Genomic DNA, 21,203 nt, shown 5'->3' on the forward strand with positions numbered 1-21,203 from the left:
TTACTCGAATTTAAAAGCCCCAAAAATAGTTAACTTTAAGCTCAATCTTGGTGGAATACTGTTTGTTTACCAAAAATCTTAGCTCCCAGTCTGGAGCTATTTGATAGTTTATTTCGCCTGACCATATAGTTTGACTAGCTTTAGAAAAGTTACTGTCGGTGATTTTTTGAACGGCTAATTTAAGCTTAAAACGATCACTAAACTGACTAATTATACCCATTTTAGCGGAGAGGTTAATATCATCTTCGCTGCCAAAAAATATTTTTCCGCCTAGCATAGCATACAACAGATGGTTGTCTTGATAGAGTGTCGATTTTCCAATATCACCTTCAGCAAAATAGATCCCACAATCAAAACATTGATTATTGACCTGCTCATAGCCAGCACGAACAGACCAAGCAGATTCACTGCCATTAGCCCATGGTATTGCAGGGATATATAAAGAGTCAATATCAATCAAATCAACCTTAGATATGCGGATTTCATCATCTGTTGCTATCAATTCAATATCGATCATCTCTAAGTTTGCAAAGGGCTGTTTGGCAAGATTCATTGATAAATTATCGAAATAAGTCATCCTAAAACCAGCGGTTAAAAATTGGTTTTGCTTTACAGATGCATAGCCTAAAGAATATTTTGATGTTTCCATTCCCTGATGGGGGGGGAATTTACTCTGAGTGGGTTGCACACTGATTATTTTGCCGATAGGCATTTGATAACGTTCTTTAATTAACTTTTTTTTATTTTTTTCGAGCTGTTTATTATCAGGTTGCTTTTGTTTCATTACATTAATGTATTGAAACAATGATTCGACAATGATTTTTTTGTCTTGTACGGCAAGTTGTTGATAGTTTTTATTGGTAAAGTCGAAGTTTAGTGCGACTAACGCCTGTGCGATATTTTGTTGTGTAACTGTCAATTGTTGATAGTAGTCACGTAAAATAGATTCACTAGATGGTATATAGTCTACTTTTTCTAATAACATGGAGGCGTTATAACTTGCTTGTACAATGCCTTTTGCAACATCACTGGGCAAAACCCATAAACTATTATTTGAGATTAACGGATTAGGTAAAACAATTTCTAATAATTTTGCAATATGAAAAGCACAATTTTCATCGATGAAATAATAGTCAAATTTATTGCCTAATAACTCCCATATGTGAGCAACAATTAAATCGACATCTTCCTGAGTTAATGAGAGTTTATAGTCCCATAAATCTCTAAGTTCAACATTGCCATAGTTATGTTGGTGTCGGTAAAACTGTTGGTCTGAGTATCCTGCATCATAGTTGCCAAAAATTCCTTTCAAAACATACATCACTGGGTTTTCTTTATTAGGAACGATAGCACCGTAGTTAAGGCTAGCATTTAATAATTCACTTGTTTTGTGTTTAGTTGTTGAATTATGATCGCGATTTAACTTTATAAACAAATGTCCATACATGGATGCGGGGTTACTCATGTAACCTGAAGCGAATACAACACTGATTGATGATGCACCTGTTGTTTTTAACCAATATTGATAGTTTTCGCATTTAACTTTTGGTATCGAATGTATTGTTTTTAAGTTGAGGTGTTTTTTTATCAGCATTAGTCTTGCAGGAAATCGACATTGTGCGTGCTTATTGATTTGCGAATCATCTTTTACGGGTAGCATGAATGCATTGATCGTTGCTTTTAATTCATCAAGCGGAGAGCGATTTATTGTGCTGCTCAATAAAAAGTTTTTGCTGGTTATATAACTAGTGTTGTTGTCATGTTCTTTATAATGCAACAGTTTCTGCCATTGCTTGCTTTGTGATAATTCAGACAGGGAAAGTTTATTGGCACTGGTATATGGCGCTACAAGCGCAAAAACAATGAGAGCAATGCCCCTAAAAGAAAAAGAAAAAGAAAAAGAAAAAGATAAAGTAAAGCTCACTTCAAACTCAATAAATTAGGCTAAATAAATGAAAAAATGGGCCATTAGGCCCATTTTAAATCACTTATATAAGCGTTCAAGCTAACTAAGCGTATTTATACACTAGCACATGATTTTGAAAAATCTGAACTGATACGCTCTTCTAAAACATTGTATAATGTTTCAGCATTGTCGTTATCTTGAGTTGCAAATTTTTGGCGAACTGCTTTAATAATTGCAGCATGGCTTTCTAATTCACAGCCTCGCAGTTCAAGCATCGCTGTAACATATTCACCTTCACCTATAGCAACTTCTTGTTCTAATGAAGGCATAGTTGATTTAATAAACATGGCAGTTTGTGCTTTTTCACTTGCACAGCTTTCCTGAGAAGAAACATTAGTTGTTACTGCCGTTGTTCCTAAATCCCAGATTACATTAGAGATGGCAGCAGCTACGCCATTATTGGGAAAAACCATTGCACCTAGACCACAATCGTGCCAAGGGTTTAGCTTTTTAGTGCCTTCAGCTTGTGCTGTAGGCATTAACGCAGAGGCTGACAGTGTTGCAATCATAAGTGTTGATAGAATTGTTTTTTTCATATTATGTCTTCCTTAGAACTATAATTTTTAGTATCGCAAAAAAATGCCACGGCACTATAACGACTAATAATGGCTAAAACAACACTTATTGTTTGTAATTTATAGTTAAATCAAGCAAATACTAGTATAAGTTGTACGCTTAAAGCAGGGGGAAGAGTCCTACCCTGGTCTACCATCTTTTCTTGCGCTCATTAACATTGGTGCATAAGTCACCACGAAGATACCAAATGCTAATAGCCAAAAAGTACCGCTAATATCGATAAACAATAAGGCTTTTTCGGGTAATGCCCAAGGGCCTAGGGCGCGAATTAATGCAGCTAAGAAAATACAAATATAGGCAACTGTCATTGCTTTAGGTGGCACTAGTGGACGGCCAGTGTGGCCTAACGAAACACGAGAAATCATTGCTAATATCAAGCCACCCATGCCACCAACTGTTAATAAGTGCCAAACATGATTGCTTGGAATTTCTGCAATTAAATAACTACAACCTAATACAATTAAGCCATAGGCCATAAACTTAATCGACCCGTGGATTGACCATAATAATGGCACACCTAAAGTAATCCATGGCTTCCATCTTATCCAACGCATGGTTTGAAAGATGCCGGCAATAATCATCAATACACCAAAGAAGGTCTCAGAAAAACCTAGTACGGGTTGTAATAATAAATACAACATAGCAACGGCTAAACATCCGTTGGTCATTTTATCTAACCAAGGCAATGGTATTGTTTTTGGAGTTTTTGTGCCATTAGCGGTAAACATTGGTACCACACGACCAGCCATCACTGACATTAAAAAGACTACCAACAACACGCCAGCATAGCTTGCAAAAGTGATACTAAAAGTTTCTGGAAAATATGTAGCTAAGTGCATCTCAGCATTGGCGAGTGTAAACAACAGTAATAATGGTACAAAGAATAGATTACGATATTGCTTAATGGCGACAATAGGTTTACCTAAGACAAAAGCGACGACAGGTAAAAAGCTTAAGTCAATAATAGTGCTGAGGGTTTCTCCCAAAAGATTAGGCATAAGTACCACCACTCGGCCAGCTAACCAGAGGATAAACAACACCAATAAAGTTGTACCTTGGGCGCCTCGTGCGCCAGTCCAGTTTTGCACTGCGGTAAGCAAGAAACCAGCAATAATCGCACAACCAAAACCAAAAATCATTTCATGAATATGCCACCAATAGCCACCGCCTAAAGGAGATAAGCTAACAGTACCTTTGTACATTAATAACCACAGAATTATTGCGACAACACTGAAAAGAGCGCCGCTGAGAAAAAAGGGTCGAAAGCCTAAACGCAGTAACGGGGTGATTTTTTGTTCTTTTTGCAAGTCTGTAATTTGCATCATGGTTAACCTTGAAAAATGCTTGAGTAATTTACTCGGGTATTATACAAGTATTCTAATAAAATGGTGATTAATTTGTTTGTAATAGATCAATAAAAAGCACTAGATTTACTTTTATTGGTAATCTACGAAATACACTGTATATTAATTACCATCGAAGCTAACAGGGTAATGCGTTAAATGGAACTTAATGAAAATAAAATTAACATGTCGGAAAATTGGCTAAACGCTTGTTCACACCATTTAAAACGCTTAGGGCAAGATAGTTCATTGTGGTTGAAGTTAGTTATTATCTTAGGTGTTGTTTTTTTGATTGTTAATCAATTTAAGCAAAACCAAACAACCAATGAAGAAAGTAAGCATTACATCAACTCGCCAAAAGTTAATGATATTTATTTCTTAGACTTCAGACTATTAAGTGATGCTCTAAGGCCCAACGAAAAATATCGTTTGGCTAAAGTAGTTGATATTACAGGTGATATTGTGACTTTGCAGTACGGTAATTTGTTTTATTTAAGACAACAAGCACTCAAGGATAGTATTCGTTATGGTCAATTACGGTATCGAAAATACTTTGCCACTAAACGCTATGATTTTACCTCGAATCAAATAAAACATATGTGGCACACAGGCGCAATTTATTTAGTGAAACGACCTATCCTAGATAAATTGTTTGGCAATTATGTCAGCCCTGACAAAGTCCACCACAGCAGTGACTTTTTTGTGCCTGGCCGACGTGAAAATGCCTCAGCAACCTCATTTTTAAAGTCAAATCATATCGAAAATAATCTGAGCCAAGCGTACAATTTATATTTTCAATCGGCCCAGTTAGGCTTTGCCAAAGGGCAAGTGAATCTGGCACAAATGTTTTTAAATGGTCAGCATGTTGAGCAGGATTTATCCCAAGCGTTGCATTGGTTCAATCAGGCAGCGTTGCAAAGCCACAAGCCCGGTATTTTGAAATACGTGATTGTTTGTGAACAGGTCCCTGCATGTAATGTTGCAGATTTCTATCAGTCATTAATTGATGCCGGCGTCAATATCAAAGTGAGATCAATGGATGTAAAATTATCCACCTCATTAAATTAGAAATTACAGTACTGAAGTCATCTAACAATTGTTTAAAATACGCTTAACCGTAGAGAATTTAAGATGAATGTCATCGTAAGTCGTTTCTTTATCAAGGGATTCTTGTTAATGTAATGTTAACTCAGTAGTTGTTATGCTAACTAGGTAGTCAATTACAACTATTGGAACCATTCCACTCTAGCTAGAGATGACTATGAAAAAAACACTATTATCTACCTTATTATTATCAAGCTTGTTAGGAGCTTGCACAGGCGGAAATTCCGCTATTGAAACTACTGCCGCTAAAGCCGATGCTGCGGCTACAAAAGTTGCTGCGACTTCAGCCGAAATTGAGCAAGCAAAAAACCTTCTACTTGCAAAGTGGCAAGGGCCTTTTCAAGGCGTTCCGGCGTTTGATAAAGTTTCACTTATTGGCCTAATTCCTGCGATAGAAGCAGGTATGAAAATTAACCTTGCTGAAATTGAAGCCATTGCCAACAACCCTGAAGCGCCAACGTTTGAAAATACTATAGTTGCTATGGAAAAAACGGGTGAAGCGTTAGGTCGAATCTTTACTTACTGGGGAATTTGGAGTGCAAACCAATCATCGCCGGAATTTCGGAAAATTCAAGCGGAAATGGCACCCAAACTTTCGGTTTTTTTCTCTAAAATCAACCAAAATGCTAAGTTATTTAGCCGCGTGCAAACGGTATATAACAGTGATGATGTCAACAGTTTAACGCCAGAGCAACAGCGTTTGGTGTACTTAACTTATAACGGTTTTGCTCGCAATGGTGCAACACTTGAAGGTAAGGCGAAAAAACGTTATGCCGAAATTAACCAAAAACTAGCGGGTTTACACACTAAATTTGGAAATAATGTGTTGGCCGATGAAGAAAATTATGTGTTGTATTTAACCAAAGATCAGTTAGGCGGGTTAACAGAGTCAATTATCTCAGCTGCGGCGTCTGCAGCGGAAGCCTTAGGTCACAAAGGTAAATATGCGATTACCAATACTCGTTCATCAATGGACCCGTTTTTAACCTATTCAACTGAGCGTAAACTGCGTCAACAAGTGTGGCATAGTTATTATAATCGCGGTAACAATGGCGATGAATTTGACAACAATGCCATTATTGCTGAAATTTTGAAACTTCGCCATGAACGTGTTGGCTTGTTGGGCTATAAAAATTATGCCTCTTGGCGCTTAGAAGACAGAATGGCTAAGTCTCCTGATAATGCGATCAAGCTAATGGAAAGTGTTTGGCCGGCAGCTATCGCCCGTGTTGATGAAGAAGTTGCTGATATGTTAGCGATTGGTAAAGCACAAGACGGTATTGATAAAATCGAAGCGTGGGATTACCGTTTTTATGCTGAAAAAGTGCGTAAAGACAAGTACAACTTAGACTCAAATGAAGTTAAACAATATTTACAATTAAATAAATTACGTGAGGCAATGTTTTATGTGGCTGGCCGTTTATTTAATTTTGAATTTGCTGAAATTAAAGATGGTTCAGTGCCGGTATTTAATGATGATGTACGTGTTTGGGAAGTCACAGATAAAACCACAAACGAACATATTGGTTTATGGTATTTAGACCCATTTGCACGAAAAGGTAAGCGCTCAGGCGCATGGGCAACTACCTACCGTAGTTACACCACTTTTGATGGTAAGAAGAATGTATTGTCATCGAACAACTCAAACTTTAGCAAGGGGGCTGATGGCCAACCCACTTTAATTTCATGGTCTGATGCAGAAACTTATTTCCATGAATTTGGTCATGCCTTGCACTCCTTGTCTTCTAAAGTTACTTATCCAACGTTAAATGGTGGCGTGCGTGATTACACTGAATTTCAATCTCAATTGTTAGAACATTGGTTATCTACCGATGATGTTATTAACAATTATTTAGTGCATTACAAAACGGGTAAACCTATGCCCGCAGATTTAATTGCTAAAATTAAACAAGCGGCAACTTTTAATGAAGGTTTCAAAACCACAGAATACTTAGCGTCTGCATTAGTGGATATGAAGTTTCATACCGTTGACCCTACCGGTATTGACCCACAAAAATTTGAGCGTGATACGTTAACTGCGCTTAATATGCCAGAGCAAATAGTGATGCGTCACCGCACCACACACTTTGGTCATATTTTTAGTGGTGAAGGTTACTCTGCTAGTTACTATGGTTATATGTGGGCTGAAGTGTTAACGGCTGACGCGGCTGAAGCTTTTGCACAGTCACCAGGTGGTTTTTACGATAAAGATGTGGCCGCCAAGCTAGTTGAACATTTGTTTAGTGTACGTAACGCGGTTGATCCCGCTGATGCGTATCGTGCCTTTAGAGGTCGCGATGCTGATGTTAAAGCGTTAATGCGCAATAGAGGTTTTCCAATCAAAACTAACTAATTTGTTTGTGAAACAAAATGATTAGAAACAAATGGCTGAGCATATATTATGCTCAGCCATTTTTTTGGCGTTATTGTCAGAGTTATGAATCAAAGCCTCATTTTTTCTAGCTTGAACTCCAGCTTTAACTATCGAAAGAATGACCAAAAAACACTACTTTGAATAGCTCATGGTTGATATTAGTGATGTTGGTATTGTGGAGTAAATTCATCCTACTTTAGCATGAATGACTATCACGAATAAATCATTAAGTCATTGTTAAGTATTAATTTGTTTGCTTTTTTGTCTTGCTGGTTTAAAAGCACGAATATTGTTCTTTCAACTTTAAGGTTACACAATAGGGTAAAATTTTAAACATGGAGTTAATAATGAGAAAAATACTTAGTTGTGTTTGTGTTGTTGTGCTGCCTATGATTGCGCATGGGCAAGCAATAGATGAGCTAGAAAAAATCAGTATCTACGGGCAAACGCCTTTATCGGCAAGTATGATTGGGCAGCAACATGTTTTTGGCAGCGTGCAAACAAGCAATGCCGCTGAATTAGTTCAATCGCAGGCACTATCATTGGCAGATCATATGAATAATCAGCTAATGAGTGTGAATATTAATGATGTACAAAACAACCCATTTCAACCTGATGTTCAGTACCGTGGGTTTACAGCATCTCCTTTGCTCGGTTTGCCACAAGGCGTCTCTGTCTATTTAAACGGAAGCCGATTTAATGAACCTTTTGGAGATACAGTTAATTGGGATTTGATCCCGTTAGCGGCGATAGATACTGTTTCGCTATATTCAGGCTCGAACCCTGCTTTTGGTCAAAATACGTTAGGTGGTGCTTTGGCACTGCAAACCAAGAATGGTTTTAGTTACACCAAGCATGAGCTTGGTTTACGTTTAGGGAGTTTTGGGCAAGCGCAATATACTGTGCAGTCAGGAGCTAACAATGGTGAGTGGGGCTATTATTTCATTGCCAATAAATATAAAGAAGATGGCTGGCGAGATCACTCCGAGAGTGACTTGCAACAGTTATTGACAACTGTCAGCTATAACAGTGAGTTTCATTCGGTTGACTTTATGCTGGCGACCAATGATAACACCATGCTTGGCAATGGTGCTGTACCTGAGCAATTAGCAGCAATTGCCGGTAGGGAAGCTATTTATACCCAGCCAGATCAAACCCACAATCGTTATAAACAGTTTAGCATCAACAGTGACAGCACTATAAATCCGCAATTGTCATGGCAGGCAAATGCTTATTACCGCGAAAACGAAATCAACAGTGTTAACGGTGATGACAGTGATTATGAAGAATGCGAAGATGGCGAAAAAGTGAGCTTGTGCGAGGAAGAAGATGACGAATTAGAGCGAGTTCATTTTGTTGGCTATGACGAAGATGTTTGGTTAACTGATATTAGTGATCTAGATGCTGATGACGTTGATGGCACCTTTAATACCGGTTTTACAGATAATAAAAGTTACGGAGGGGCACTGCAGCTGGTTTTCTTGAATAAATTGAACTCATTTGACAATGAACTAATTATTGGCGTAGGTGCTGACAAAGCTGATATTGGTTTTAACAGTGATACTCAGTTTGCCATATTACACAACGATAGCATTGAAGATGATCGTTCTGTCACAGGAATAGGCTTATTTGACAACGAATCACGGGTTGCTTTAAAAGTCACAACACAGCAGCAATATTGGTATTTTCTAAATGCAATCTCACTAAATCAAGCATTAACTTTAAACGTGGCAGGTAGATATAATCATTCAGACATTAGTATGCATGATCAAATAGAAAGTGGTGAAGGCTCCCTCGATGGTGAGCATAGCTTTAGCCGGTTTAATCCTGCTATTGCGTTAAATTACCAGCTCAATTCTGACTATGCCCTTACGTTGAGCTACAGTGAATCTTCACGAACCCCCAGCCCCGCAGAGCTAAGTTGTGCCGATGAAGATGACCCTTGTAAATTACCTAATGCCTTTGTATCAGATCCGCCACTTGAACAAGTCGTGGCAAAAACTATGGAAGCCTCGTTGCACTACAACACAGAAACGATATCGGCATTAGCTACTTTATATTCTACCGAGAGTAACCAAGATATTATCTTTCAACAGGCGGGAAATAAGTCTAATCAAGGGTATTTTATCAATATTGATAAAACCCAGCGTCAAGGATTAGAGCTTGGGCTTTCTATGCAGTTGGGGAATGTAGATTTTGATACCAGCTATAATTTTTTAAACGCAACATTTGAATCTCCCTTTGTTGCATTTAGCCCCGTTAACCCTCTTGGTGCTAATCGACAAGTCAATAAAGGTGACCAAATTCCGGGTCAGCCAAAACATCAATTTAAAGCGCATATCAATTGGCAAATTAGTGATGAAATTGATCTCGGCACAGAGTTCTTATTTGCCTCGTCTACTTACTATCGCGGTGATGAAGCCAATGAAAATAAAAAGATCTCTGCTTATTCACTTGCTAATATTTTTATTAACTATCAGCTAAGTGCACAAGTGAAACTATCAGCTAAAGTCAACAATATCTTTGATCACCATTACTCAACTTTTGGTACCTATGGGGAAGCAGATGAAGTCCTCGGAGAACTCTATCCAGAGGTGGAGTTTGATGAATATTTTGTTGGCCCAGCAAGCCCTAGAGCGATTAGTGTAAGCATCAATTATCAATTTTAGCTCCTTAGAATGACTCGATGTTTTACTAAAAGATGACAAGAGTCATACTAAAGGAGGAAAGCATTGTTGGGTAAGTCGGAATAGGATCAGGTAAGCATTTTATTTAACTTGAGAATAATCGATGAACCCACAATCTTATCGTTCTATACTGCCTTATGTCGCCTTGTCTTTAACAAGTTTTTCTGCATTATCCACTGCCCAAGACAATCAAAAATCCGCTATAAAGGCAGCAGAAAAAACCGAAGTGATTGTTGTGACAGGCAGTCGACAACAATCTCAGTTACTTAATCTTACCGGTAATATCAATACAATATCATCAGCTGATATTGATGCAGTAAGTGCCGTACACCCTAGCGATTTATTAAACCGTGCTACCGGGGTTCATATTCAAACCAATAATGGCATGGAGTCCTTACCCTCTTTGCGCTCGCCGGTGTTAACTGGGCCAGGTGCAGCAGGGGCTTTTCTATTTCTTGAAGATGGCGTTGCCACCAGAGCGGCGGGCTTTGCTAATAATAATGGCTTGTCTGAGCTCAATCTTGCCCAAGCCGCAGCAGTAGAGATTATCCGTGGCCCAGCCAGTGCAGCTTACGGCTCAAATGCTGTGCATGGCGTAATTAATGTATTAACAAAGACGCCAAGTGATGAAAAAGAACTGTCATTTCTTGCTGGGCCAAATGCTAGGTTTCAGCTTCAAGGAACCCTTGGTCGAGAAACGGGGCAACATGGTGTTAGCGCTAATTTTCAAGCTATAGATGATGGTGGCTATCGAGATGATAGCGGTTTTAATTCATTCAAAGTTAATGGCCGACATAATTATGAAAATGGTGCAGATGTTTTTAGTACACTAATTTCAGGTTTTGTACTTGATCAAGATACTGCTGGTTTTATTTCTTCTGGAGATAACGGTAGTGACTGTTATAGCTCAGATTATGATGATGCTACTTTATACAAAGATCGTGAAGCCATGGAGAAAAATTGTAATGACGATGCTTACCGCAAGTGGTCATCATTGCGCATTACAACACGTTGGCAGCGCACGTTGAATCAAGACGAACAATTAAGCATTACACCTTATTTTCGGGTGAATGAAATGGAGTTTCGTCAACATTATTTACCGTCAAAAGCAATTGAAGAAAATGATCATTACAGTGTTGGCGTCGCCAGTAATTATCATTGGCAAGTAGAGCCAAATTTAGCATTAGTTATGGGGGTTGACGCCGAATGGACTGAAGGTGCCCTCACACAAACCCAACAAAAAGCGGATACATTCAGTTATGGTAAAGCCCGTCAACAAGGTGTTCATTATGACTACGAGGTTGAAGCATTAGTTATTGCACCTTACCTTCAGGCAGATTGGCAAGCGACAGACCAGTTATTGTTTACTGGTAGTATTCGTTATGATGCCTCGGAATATCGTTATAATAATTTAATCGCTGATGGAACATTAAAAGCCGATGGTAGTGCTTGTGTTAACAGTTCTGATGAAGCAACGCCTTGTTTATATCTACGTCCAGCGGATAGTAATGACCGCTATAACAATGCCAGTGCTAAGCTTGGTTTTAATTATCAACTAGACTCAGAAATAGCATTGTTTGGCGCATGGTCTCAAGGATTTAGAGCACCACAAACCACGGATCTTTACCGTTTACAAAAGCAGCAAGTAGCCGGCGAAATTGATTCTGAAGAGATCAACAGTGTTGAATTTGGTGTACGTGGGGTAAGTGATAAACTCCATTATGAAGCCGTGATATATGCTATGACTAAGAAAAACTTTTTCTTCCGTGATGCTAAAGGTTTAAATGTAACTGACGGAGAAACGTCTCACCAAGGACTTGAACTTGGGGTGAACTATGACTTAATCAGCAACATCAATTTGGCAATCAATTACAGCTATGGCAAGCATGAATATGAATTTGATCGCCTGACCAGTGGCGTTGTGAAAGGAAATGACATTGATACTGCACCTCAACACCAAGCCAATGCACGCTTAAGTTGGTTACCAACCGCTGATATTAAGCTTGAACTAGAGTGGTTACATATGGGTGATTATTACTTAGATCCAGCCAATGAACACAAATATGATGGCCATGAGTTGTTGCAGTTGCGTGGTGCAATAAACCTTAATACCAAGGTGAAATTATTTGCCCGCATTGAAAACCTAACTGATGAAAAATATGCCAGTCGTGCGGATTTTGCTTTTGGATCTTATCGCTATTTTGGCGGGCAACCTCGCGCGCTGCATGCGGGTATCAATGTTAAATTTTAATGCTAGCACCGATTTAATGTTAGCTGAAAGTTAAAAAGAGGAATGCAAATGTGTAACAGGCTTTTCAGTGGTCTATTATTTCTATGTTTATCTTTTCATGTGTTGGCGCAGACAGAAGTGCGTGTTGGCGTGTTAAAATTTGGCACAGTTAACTGGGAAATTGATGTGATTAAACATCACAAGTTAGATGAAAAATATCAGTTCAAACTAAAGGTCACTTCATTAGCGAGTAAAAATGCCTCTGCGGTTGCATTACAAAGTGATGCCGTTGATATTATTCTTAGCGATTGGTTTTGGGTCAATCGTCAGCGATTTGAACATAAAGATTACACTCTATTTCCAACATCCAGGGCAACCGGTGGCTTGTATATTGCCCCCAGTTCAGGAATGGTGTCGCTAAACGATTTGACAGGAAAAACTGTCGGGATTGCAGGGGGAGCTGTAGATAAAAATTGGCTGCTGCTACAAGCATACAGCCAAAGCAAATATCAGTTGGATTTAAAGGCTGCAGTTGATCCCGTATTTGCTGCTCCGCCGTTATTAAATAGGTTGATGATGCGTGGTGATTTAGCTAGCACTATAAATTTTTGGCATTACGGAGCTAGGTTAAAAGCGGCCGGTTATAAACCCTTAGTAACCGTACCCGAAATGCTCGCTGAGTTGGGCGTTGATGCTCAAATACCCCTGTTAGGTTGGGTGTTTTCTCAGCGCTGGGCTAATGAAAACCCCCGTGTTATCGAAGGTTTTTTACAGGCATCCTTAGAAGCTAAGCGAATTTTATTTTCATCTGATCTTGAATGGCAACGAATTAGTGCCTTGGTGAAAGCAGAGAATCCTGCGGTATTTGCTGCTTTGAAAGCAGATTATCGAGCAGGTTTATTAGGTCAATTCGGCGAAAAAGAGCTCGCCGGAAGTAAACACGTGTTTACTATTTTGGCTAAGCAAGGTGGGAGCACTTTGGTAGGAAAAGCAACGACGTTAAGTGAGGGAACCTTTTGGAAAACAAACTTGCTAGCCGACAGTTTTAACGCCAAGGTTGCTCAATGAAATCCTTTTTTTTCAAAAATTATTTTAGACCTAAAGAAAATTTCGAAAAAAAAATTGCAAGTCAAAGCATGATTAGCAAAGGGATAACAACAGGGTTGTTAAGGTATTTATTACAACGCCTTGGCATTATCGCTCTAATGTTATTGATGTGGCAAGGCATGGCATGGTTTATTGCTAGCCCTGATTTTCCGTCACTGCTTGAGGTGGTAAAAAGTTTACACTTTCACCTTAGTCAAGGCGAAATGATTACTAATGTTATCATCACCTTAAGACGGGCATTAATAAGCTTCATTATAGCCATGCTGCTTGGTGGTCTTTTGGGTATCATCATGGGGCTTAATCGTTTGGTTAACAAACTAACCGATTCCTTACTTATTATTATGTTAAATATTCCCGCCTTAGTGACCATTCTACTTTGCTATGTTTGGTTTGGGTTAGTGGAATCTGCGGCTATAGCGGCAGTAGTTATCAATAAAATGCCAACAGTAGTCGTTATGATCAGAGAAGGTGCAAGAGTGGTTGATAAAGATCTTTTAGCGGTTGCAAAAGTGTATCAACTATCAGCCCGTCACACTTTTTTTAAGGTGTTTTTACCGCAACTTTATCCTTTCATCATAGCTTCGGCTCGCTCAGGATTATCTTTGATTTGGAAAATAGTGTTAGTGGTTGAGTTGTTAGGTCGAAGTGACGGCGTAGGATTTGCCCTTAATGCAATGTTTCAATTTTTTGATATAGCCGGCATTCTTGCTTATACCCTAGCCTTTGTTGCCGTAATCATGTTGATTGAAGCCGCCATTTTTAAGCCGTTTGATAAACTTGTTGCTCGAGGTAATTGCTGTGAGTGAAGTTAATGTTGCCATTGAAGAAAAGCACTACTTGAATAACCACAATCCAGTATTAGGCCAGTTGAAGTTTAATGTTAAAAATGGCGAATTTGTCGCCATTATAGGTCCCTCAGGTTGTGGTAAAACTACTCTGCTTAATATGATAAGTGGGCTTGAATCCTCTGTAGAACAACAAATTACCTATGGTGATACAAGTGATAATGAAAAGCATAAACCGCACTTGGGTTATATATTTCAACAACCCAGGTTAATGCCTTGGTTGACCGTCAGAGAGAATATTGAGCTGGTGTTACCCACAAGTCAACACTATGGGATCGCCGAGTTATTAGCACAAGTAGGATTAGCCAATCAGGGGGAATACTATCCGCGCCAACTCTCGGGTGGGATGCAACGTCGCGTTAGCATTGCTCGTGCTTTTGCGACTAACCCTAAATTATTATTGTTAGATGAACCGTTTAATTCGCTTGATGCGCCAACCGCCAATAGATTAAGACTGCTACTGATAGATTTGTGCAAACAACGAGGTACAACGGTAATCTTTGTCACTCATGACTTATCTGAAGCGATTTATTTAGCCGATCGTATTTTATTTATGAGTAACCCGCCCAGTACGGTTATTCATCAAACTCTGGTTAAGTTACCTCGGCCTCGCAAAGAGTCTGGAGCTTTAGAGCTAGCATGGCAAGCACAACTTATGACACGTTTTCCTGGTTTACTAGCTGGAAAGATTGACTAAGTTAGGAGTCAAACGATGACAGTTTTTACCCCTTTAGAATCAGCCAAACCTATTGATAGCTCCGCTAAAGGCGAACGATCTCGTATAAGTGTTTCACTATTACGACAACAACTTGCTCAGGAATTACATAATAGGCCGTCTCCTCAAGTGGATGGACAAACGTCGATTACCCACATGGCTGTGCGTTATACCGAACAAGAGCAACATCAAGCATATCAACATTTAATCACATTATGCCACCGTTATAGTGTTAACCCACCTAGTCCCGAAGCAAGTTGCTATTATCAAGATTTTGGCGGTTTTGAGTTGCGTTGGGAACGACACCATGAGTTTTCAAGTTACAGTTTCATACGTAAAGGAATAGGCCAGCGCTTATTTGACGGTTATGCCATTGCCTATGTGCCACAGGAATGGCTAGACAATATTGGTGGTGAACTCGTTAGCGCAGTTAATTTAGTCATTAGTGAAGATATTTTGTCAGAACAAGCTCTGTTTGACGCTTTTGAAGGGCACCAAGTGCTTGGTAGCAAGGTTGCCGAGAATCGCGCCGATGTATTTGCCTCATTTAGGATACACAGTGATGGCTTTGGCCGAATCATTATCCAAAGTCATCGACTAAATCGCTATCAAGTGGGTCGATTAATGCAACGAATGTTAGAAATACAAACCTATCAGTTGATGGCATTACTAAGCTTACCTATTGCGCGTTCTTTATCTGCTGATGTTGCTCAAATGGAGCTTGATTTGGTAGATATAAATCAAAAAATGTCTGCGGTGGGCGAAAAAAATGATAATGAGATGTTAAATAGGCTCTCTTGTTTGGCAGGAAAAACGGAGCAATTGATTGCCAACATTAGCTATCGCTTTAGTGCAACTAATGCATATTATGACTTAGTTTGTTCGCGACTTGAACAGCTAAAAGAAACCGATATAGAAGGTATAGAACGAATTAGTGAGTTTGTAACACGACGCCTAAGCCCAGGTATTCGAACTTGTCAGGCATTATCTAATCGACTTGATGAGCTAACTCGGCGCATTGCCCGTGCTAGTAGTTTGTTAAGAACAAGAGTCGACTTAACCATAGAGCAACAAAATCAGCAATTATTGTCGGCTATAAACAAACGAGGTGAAATACAATTACGCTTACAACAAATGGTTGAGGGCGTTTCTATTGCGGCAATGGCTTACTATTTAATGGGCTTACTCGATTACATGCTTGATGCAGTGAATGTTGTAGGGTATCCAATCAACAAAGTCATAGTTAAAGGACTAGCAGTACCTATTTTATTATGTCTCACTTGGTTATTGTTAAGGCTTGCAATGGGTTACATAAAAAAACCACGTTGAATTACATTTTATGTAAGTTCGACTTCTCTGCTACGGCAAGCTTATGAAGGTGAACGCCAAAATATTCTATGTTAGGTTGTTTAGTCTACCCAGAGATATTCAAAATTCGTTTTCTCTCATCCTTGCCCTACTAAAGCAGTAAGCCTTTAGTTTACGACTAAGTAAGGGGGTATATGCTTATATTGAGTCATTCTTTTTTCTGATCTGAGTTTCTATCATAGTTTTGATAAATAATGATAACAACAGGATGAACAGACATGAAAATACGCACTAAAGTAAGCTTGATTACCGCCGCATTAACCATAGTTAATTTTAACGCAAATGCCGCCATTGAACTTTATAATAATGACGGTATGACTTTTAGTACTGATGGTTTAGTTAATGTGTTTTATGTAAACAGCACCATAGACACAGTCGATGCTGAAGGCGTTGCTAGCGATCGAGATCAGTCTCGAGTAAAAATGGGCTTTTTACCAAACAATATTGGATTTAACTTTGCCAACCAACTTGATGATCTTAAAATTGAAATGCGATCTTCTTTTTGGGTTTCAATCAATGATGCTGATCAAGCACGCGATGCATCAGCAGGTGATTTAGGCACAGGTTCTTTGATTGATGTTAGACAGTTTTATGGCAAGGTCAGTGGTGACTGGGGTGAAGTACTCGTCGGTAAAGATTTTGGTCTTTACAACAAAGCCAACATTTTAGGCGATGAATTACTACTAGGCTTTGGTCAAACCTCTGACTTTTTTGGTTTAGTTGATGGTGGTAATGTGTCTTTTGGTAATATCAGTACAGGTTATACCTACGCATTTCCTAAATCTCAAATCACTTATCGTAGTCCTGATATCAGCGGCTTTAAATTAGCTGTAGGCATAATGGATCCAAATAAAACCAGTGCGAGTTCATCTGAAGACATGCCGCGTTTTGAAGCTGAGTTAATGTATAACGCTACGCTTGATGAAACGTCAGTTAAAGCTTGGGTGAGTGGGGTTTCACAATCAAGCGAAACTAATGGTGTTGAACAAGACCAGTCAGGTATTGGCTATGGTGTTAACATTAAATTTTCAGGATTATCTTTGACAGCGTCAGGTTTCAGCTCTGAAGGTTTAGGCCATGTTGCTGGCTTAGACCATATTGTTGGTGATGATTCAATTGAATCAGATGGCTATTTATTGCAAGCTTCATATAGTGTTGAGGGCAACCGCTTTGTTTTAACTCATGGTGAATCTGAAGTGGAAAACACAGGTAGTGCGCTTGATGCAACTCATACAAACTCCGGCATTGCTTACTTTAGAACGATACGCCCAGGGCTAACCTTTGTTGCTGAATATAATAAAACAGAAGCAGATGTTACAAAATCGCTAGTGAATGAAGAAAATAATACTTTTGCGATAGGTACGGTTATTACTTTTTAAAAGCTAGTTAAATTGGTAGCTGAATACCGATATTTATTGCAATGTTGGTATTCGTTTTTATTATCTAGCACTAAAAAATGACTTATCTACAACTAAGGGAGGATTACTTCATGGCATATAAAGTGCTAAGGTTGGCTAGTTGATTCATTGCACGGCGGTTTGCTTTATGTATAAAATTTTAGTTGCAGACGATCATCCGCTGTTTAGAGATGCTATCGTTAATATTATTGGCTTAAAATTTCCGGGCTCAACCACCTATGAAACCGAAGATGTCGATTCGACATTGGCTTTGGTTAAAGATACCGATGACATTGACCTGATCTTGCTAGACTTAAATATGCCTGGCATGTCAGGGCTTAATGGTTTGTTAGATCTGCGTAATGAATGCCCAACTTCGCCAGTTGTGATTGTGTCTGCCGAGCAGGATAAACAAAAAATTTTACAGACACTCTCTTATGGTGCTGTGGGTTTTATTGCTAAATCGTCTTCAAAAGATACGATAGGAGAAGCAATTGACAGTGTATTTGCTGGTAATGTGTATTTACCACCAGATATTATGCGCTCGCAAATAAATACCAGTACTAAAAAAGACTTTGAAGCCCTGCCTGAAAATATAGCTTCACTCACTCGTCGTGAGTTAATTGTACTTAAACACTTAATTAAAGGCGAAGCAAATAAACAAATAGGCTTTAATTTGCATATTTCAGAAACCACAGTTAAGTCTCATGTTTCCTCTATTCTAAAAAAACTCGGCGCGTCAAACCGGGTAAAAGTAGTGTTGGGTTGTAGCGATATTGACTTTAATCAATATTTAAAGCGTTAAGCCAACGTTGTATTGAATAGGGTTATCAAGGGGCATTAATTCTTTTTTAGCCCAGCACCCAACAATCAGGTATAATTCATTAGTGTTCTTCAATAATACGCCATTGCAGTAGTTTTAAGCTGGAATCAAAATCAACTGACAATGAATCTAATGGCCGGCGCTTTCTACTAAGCGAATCAATCCTTCTAACTTACTAAAATCATGGGTATAAGTGTGATTAACATAAATGTGAAACGGGCATTACAGAACCGTTTCGATCACAAAAGGTATGGGTAAAGTGAAATTCAAAATTGCGACCTATATTCTTGCATTATTTTCACTGATTGGTCTGATTGCGACAATTTACATAGACTTTGAAAGCAATTTGAGTGCTCTTATTAGTCTTTTGCTTTATGTACTTCTACCTGCATATGGAGCTTACGGTACTTGGGTTAAAAGTCGAATTGCAATACCAATAACGTTGGTGTTTTTTGTATCACAAAGCATTCGAAGTGTTAGCTCTGAAGGCTTAATTCCGAATATTGCCCCTATAACACTTTCTTTTGCTGTTGGTGATTTTTTAAATGGGAAAGGCTACCTGATTGACTTTTTTGCCATCTTCATGGCGCTATTTTTAGCTTGGTTATTTAAAGTTATAATTACCTCTAACGATTAACTAAGCTAGCCCTAATAAATCTGTTGAGAGGTCTCGTGAAAAAAGTTGTTCTAGCTATATCAATTTTAGCCGTGATTTTGTTGGAAATTTTTTTCGAAGCTCCTAGTAGTAACGATGTTAAATTTAGTATTGAACATAAAAGTAACAGCACCATTTTTAAACATTCAAATTCAAAAGAAATAAAGTCAGTTGAATTTGAAACGGCAGAGAATTTTTTTGTAACACCTGAGGAATATTTGTCTGAAGCAAAAGGAATTCGTCATTGTAAAATATTACCAAAGACAGAAGATGAGCTAAACGTCTGGTTAATTAATGCCAACGAAAATGGTGAGCCTTACGAGTATATCGAAGATGTTCTGTCTCGCTTTGAGGATTGCTTGCAACGTGATTTTAACAATCATAATTTTGTTGAACCTCTCATGAAAGCAATTGAGCTAGGATCTGATGACGCTGTGGCAATGTTATGGACCATTTCTGAAAAAGAATACTTTGATAGCCAGCACCTGCTGAATCTAAATCGAGAAGAAACGATAATGCAAAGAGATAAATTTAATAAGTTGAAATATCAACTTTCCGAAAGCATTGCTGTAGCTGGAGGAGAACAGGCAATATTGAGGCTAGTTCAAGGGTATCAACACTATGACCCAGATTCAGGAAACCCCAACCACCTAAAAGTTGTAGCATATGCTGATTTTGGTTTAAAGATTACACAAAACGATAGTTTTTATCTAAAATTAGATTTTATAAAACAACGTACTCTAAAAAATATTAATGCGCTAGAGCGGCAAAAAGCACATGGGTTAACGAATCGTTTGTTGGATAGATTTGGTGAAAACCAAATTAATCATTAACCAGTTGAGGCAATTTGACCCTGTAAATAGTTTTTGAACACCAACAAAGTATCAGCGAGATGCTGATTGAATAACCTTTTATTTCTAATGATTGACGTAATGCTCACCAATAGCAAAGATAAACATATTCGTCATCGAATTTGTAGTAATCAAATAAGTTATGCCAACACATTGCATGTTAGCAAGCTTTTAGTTGCAAGGCGTCTAATCCAGTCAAGGAGTATCTAATTATTAAGATTACATTGATTATAATTATATCGTCATTTTTAACTATGGCTAATGCGAGTCAATGGGTGGATAAAACACACCACCAAATTCATTTCGTAGAAATGGACGACAATATTAAATTAGAGGTTGTTGATTGGGGTGGAAAAGGTACACCTATTGTATTTCTTGCTGGCCTTGCCCTTAATGCCCATACATTTGATCCATTAGTTTCTTCGTTTGTTGAATCATTTAGGGTTATCGGGATAACTCGTGTTGGTCATGGAAGCTCAGAATCTCGCAATGAAAATTATTCAACCGCTAGGTTAACTAAAGATATAATTACAATTTTAAATAAAATGAATATTGCTAATGCTATTTTTGCAGGTCACTCTTTTGCTGGGGGGGAGTTAAATCACCTTGGAAGGCATTTTCCAGAAAGAGTAAAAGGCCTAATTTATATCGATGCTATCCAAGATTTAAATTATATGGACAACCACTTAGCAGTGTGCCCAGACTTAGGTTACGCAACAATAGATATATTAAAGTATCAAGATAATTTCTATAATACACAAAGAGTTAAAAATTCTGATGGTAGTTATTTACCATATGCAGACCTTTCAGTTTTGGGGAGGTTCTTTACTGAGGAAGAAGAACGCCATTACTCTGGAATTACAGCACCTGCGATTGCAATTAATCATATACCAGAACAAACAAAAGACTTTTTCATTGGTTTAGGTAACCCTACTCAGAAATGCTTTGAAGAGATGAACAAGCTAACTTACCTTGGAATTGCTAGTTTTATAAAAGATAAACAAAATGCAGATGTGGCAGCTATTCAGAATAGCCAACACATGATGCATATGGCGACGCCTGAAAAACTTGTTATGGTGATTAAAAGTTGGCTTGCGAGGACATTTTCAACTAATAAATAAGGATAGCTTGCGTACTGCCGCAACTTAATCCAGTTGTTGGT

Annotated in this window: 16 protein-coding genes; 13 read left to right on the forward strand and 3 right to left on the reverse strand. The window is 38.5% G+C overall.

What is annotated here, in order from left to right:
* Positions 1–10: 10 nt before the first annotated feature.
* The 3 genes from ABXG98_RS00080 to ABXG98_RS00090 form a co-directional block, all read right to left on the reverse strand.
* Complete coding sequence (locus tag ABXG98_RS00080; protein WP_353536643.1) at positions 11–1,924, reverse strand: Lnb N-terminal periplasmic domain-containing protein; 1,914 nt, start codon at positions 1,922–1,924, stop codon at positions 11–13.
* Between the two features lie 95 nt (positions 1,925–2,019).
* On the reverse strand, positions 2,020–2,502 hold the full coding sequence (locus ABXG98_RS00085; RefSeq protein ID WP_353536644.1) for a DUF3015 family protein: 483 nt from the start codon (positions 2,500–2,502) through the stop codon (positions 2,020–2,022).
* Between the two features lie 159 nt (positions 2,503–2,661).
* Positions 2,662–3,867, reverse strand: coding sequence for an NnrS family protein (locus tag ABXG98_RS00090; RefSeq protein WP_353536645.1), 1,206 nt, complete (start codon positions 3,865–3,867; stop codon positions 2,662–2,664).
* Positions 3,868–4,044: 177 nt separating this feature from the next.
* Between ABXG98_RS00090 and ABXG98_RS00095 the strand changes: the two genes are divergently transcribed.
* The 13 genes from ABXG98_RS00095 (at position 4,045) to ABXG98_RS00155 (ending at position 21,162) form a co-directional block, all read left to right on the forward strand.
* Positions 4,045–4,953: a tetratricopeptide repeat protein gene (locus ABXG98_RS00095; RefSeq protein WP_353536646.1), complete on the forward strand. Its 909-nt coding sequence runs from the start codon at positions 4,045–4,047 to the stop codon at positions 4,951–4,953.
* A 193-nt stretch (positions 4,954–5,146) separates the two neighbouring features.
* Positions 5,147–7,342, forward strand: a complete 2,196-nt coding sequence (locus ABXG98_RS00100; RefSeq protein WP_353536647.1) for a M3 family metallopeptidase — start codon at positions 5,147–5,149, stop codon at positions 7,340–7,342.
* Positions 7,343–7,710: 368 nt separating this feature from the next.
* Entirely contained in the window at positions 7,711–10,032 is a 2,322-nt protein-coding gene (locus ABXG98_RS00105; protein ID WP_353536648.1) for a TonB-dependent receptor, read from the forward strand.
* 121 nt (positions 10,033–10,153) lie between these two features.
* A complete protein-coding gene (locus ABXG98_RS00110; protein WP_353536649.1) occupies positions 10,154–12,301 on the forward strand; it encodes a TonB-dependent receptor in 2,148 nt (715 codons plus the stop codon).
* Between the two features lie 48 nt (positions 12,302–12,349).
* Entirely contained in the window at positions 12,350–13,348 is a 999-nt protein-coding gene (locus ABXG98_RS00115) for an ABC transporter substrate-binding protein (RefSeq protein WP_353536650.1), read from the forward strand.
* Positions 13,345–14,193: an ABC transporter permease gene (locus ABXG98_RS00120; RefSeq protein WP_502901521.1), complete on the forward strand. Its 849-nt coding sequence runs from the start codon at positions 13,345–13,347 to the stop codon at positions 14,191–14,193. The genes ABXG98_RS00115 and ABXG98_RS00120 overlap by 4 nt, the downstream gene beginning before the upstream one ends.
* Positions 14,186–14,929, forward strand: coding sequence for an ABC transporter ATP-binding protein (locus ABXG98_RS00125; RefSeq protein WP_353536651.1), 744 nt, complete (start codon positions 14,186–14,188; stop codon positions 14,927–14,929). The genes ABXG98_RS00120 and ABXG98_RS00125 overlap by 8 nt, the downstream gene beginning before the upstream one ends.
* 15 nt (positions 14,930–14,944) lie before the next feature.
* Positions 14,945–16,276 (forward strand): DUF3422 family protein, encoded by a 1,332-nt coding sequence (locus tag ABXG98_RS00130; RefSeq protein ID WP_353536652.1) that lies wholly within the window; start codon positions 14,945–14,947, stop codon positions 16,274–16,276.
* Between the two features lie 257 nt (positions 16,277–16,533).
* Positions 16,534–17,694 (forward strand): porin, encoded by a 1,161-nt coding sequence (locus tag ABXG98_RS00135; RefSeq protein ID WP_353536653.1) that lies wholly within the window; start codon positions 16,534–16,536, stop codon positions 17,692–17,694.
* A gap of 166 nt (positions 17,695–17,860) precedes the next feature.
* Positions 17,861–18,517, forward strand: a complete 657-nt coding sequence (locus ABXG98_RS00140; RefSeq protein ID WP_353536654.1) for a response regulator — start codon at positions 17,861–17,863, stop codon at positions 18,515–18,517.
* 277 nt (positions 18,518–18,794) lie between these two features.
* Entirely contained in the window at positions 18,795–19,172 is a 378-nt protein-coding gene (locus ABXG98_RS00145; RefSeq protein ID WP_353536655.1) for a hypothetical protein, read from the forward strand.
* Between the two features lie 35 nt (positions 19,173–19,207).
* Positions 19,208–20,023, forward strand: coding sequence for a hypothetical protein (locus tag ABXG98_RS00150; RefSeq protein ID WP_353536656.1), 816 nt, complete (start codon positions 19,208–19,210; stop codon positions 20,021–20,023).
* A 242-nt stretch (positions 20,024–20,265) separates the two neighbouring features.
* A complete protein-coding gene (locus ABXG98_RS00155; RefSeq protein ID WP_353536657.1) occupies positions 20,266–21,162 on the forward strand; it encodes an alpha/beta fold hydrolase in 897 nt (298 codons plus the stop codon).
* Positions 21,163–21,203 lie beyond the last annotated feature (41 nt).

Origin of the sequence: Colwellia sp. KU-HH00111 (assembly GCF_040362745.1) — a bacterium.
Classification (GTDB): domain Bacteria; phylum Pseudomonadota; class Gammaproteobacteria; order Enterobacterales; family Alteromonadaceae; genus Colwellia.

Coding starts and splice junctions, on each gene's coding strand:
- ABXG98_RS00085 (WP_353536644.1), bottom strand. CDS start 2,502: ATGAAAAAAACAATTCTATCAACACTTATGATTGCAACACTGTCAGCC.
- ABXG98_RS00090 (WP_353536645.1), bottom strand. CDS start 3,867: ATGATGCAAATTACAGACTTGCAAAAAGAACAAAAAATCACCCCGTTA.
- ABXG98_RS00095 (WP_353536646.1), top strand. CDS start 4,045: ATGGAACTTAATGAAAATAAAATTAACATGTCGGAAAATTGGCTAAAC.
- ABXG98_RS00100 (WP_353536647.1), top strand. CDS start 5,147: ATGAAAAAAACACTATTATCTACCTTATTATTATCAAGCTTGTTAGGA.
- ABXG98_RS00105 (WP_353536648.1), top strand. CDS start 7,711: ATGAGAAAAATACTTAGTTGTGTTTGTGTTGTTGTGCTGCCTATGATT.
- ABXG98_RS00110 (WP_353536649.1), top strand. CDS start 10,154: ATGAACCCACAATCTTATCGTTCTATACTGCCTTATGTCGCCTTGTCT.
- ABXG98_RS00115 (WP_353536650.1), top strand. CDS start 12,350: ATGTGTAACAGGCTTTTCAGTGGTCTATTATTTCTATGTTTATCTTTT.
- ABXG98_RS00120 (WP_502901521.1), top strand. CDS start 13,345: ATGAAATCCTTTTTTTTCAAAAATTATTTTAGACCTAAAGAAAATTTC.
- ABXG98_RS00130 (WP_353536652.1), top strand. CDS start 14,945: ATGACAGTTTTTACCCCTTTAGAATCAGCCAAACCTATTGATAGCTCC.
- ABXG98_RS00135 (WP_353536653.1), top strand. CDS start 16,534: ATGAAAATACGCACTAAAGTAAGCTTGATTACCGCCGCATTAACCATA.
- ABXG98_RS00140 (WP_353536654.1), top strand. CDS start 17,861: ATGTATAAAATTTTAGTTGCAGACGATCATCCGCTGTTTAGAGATGCT.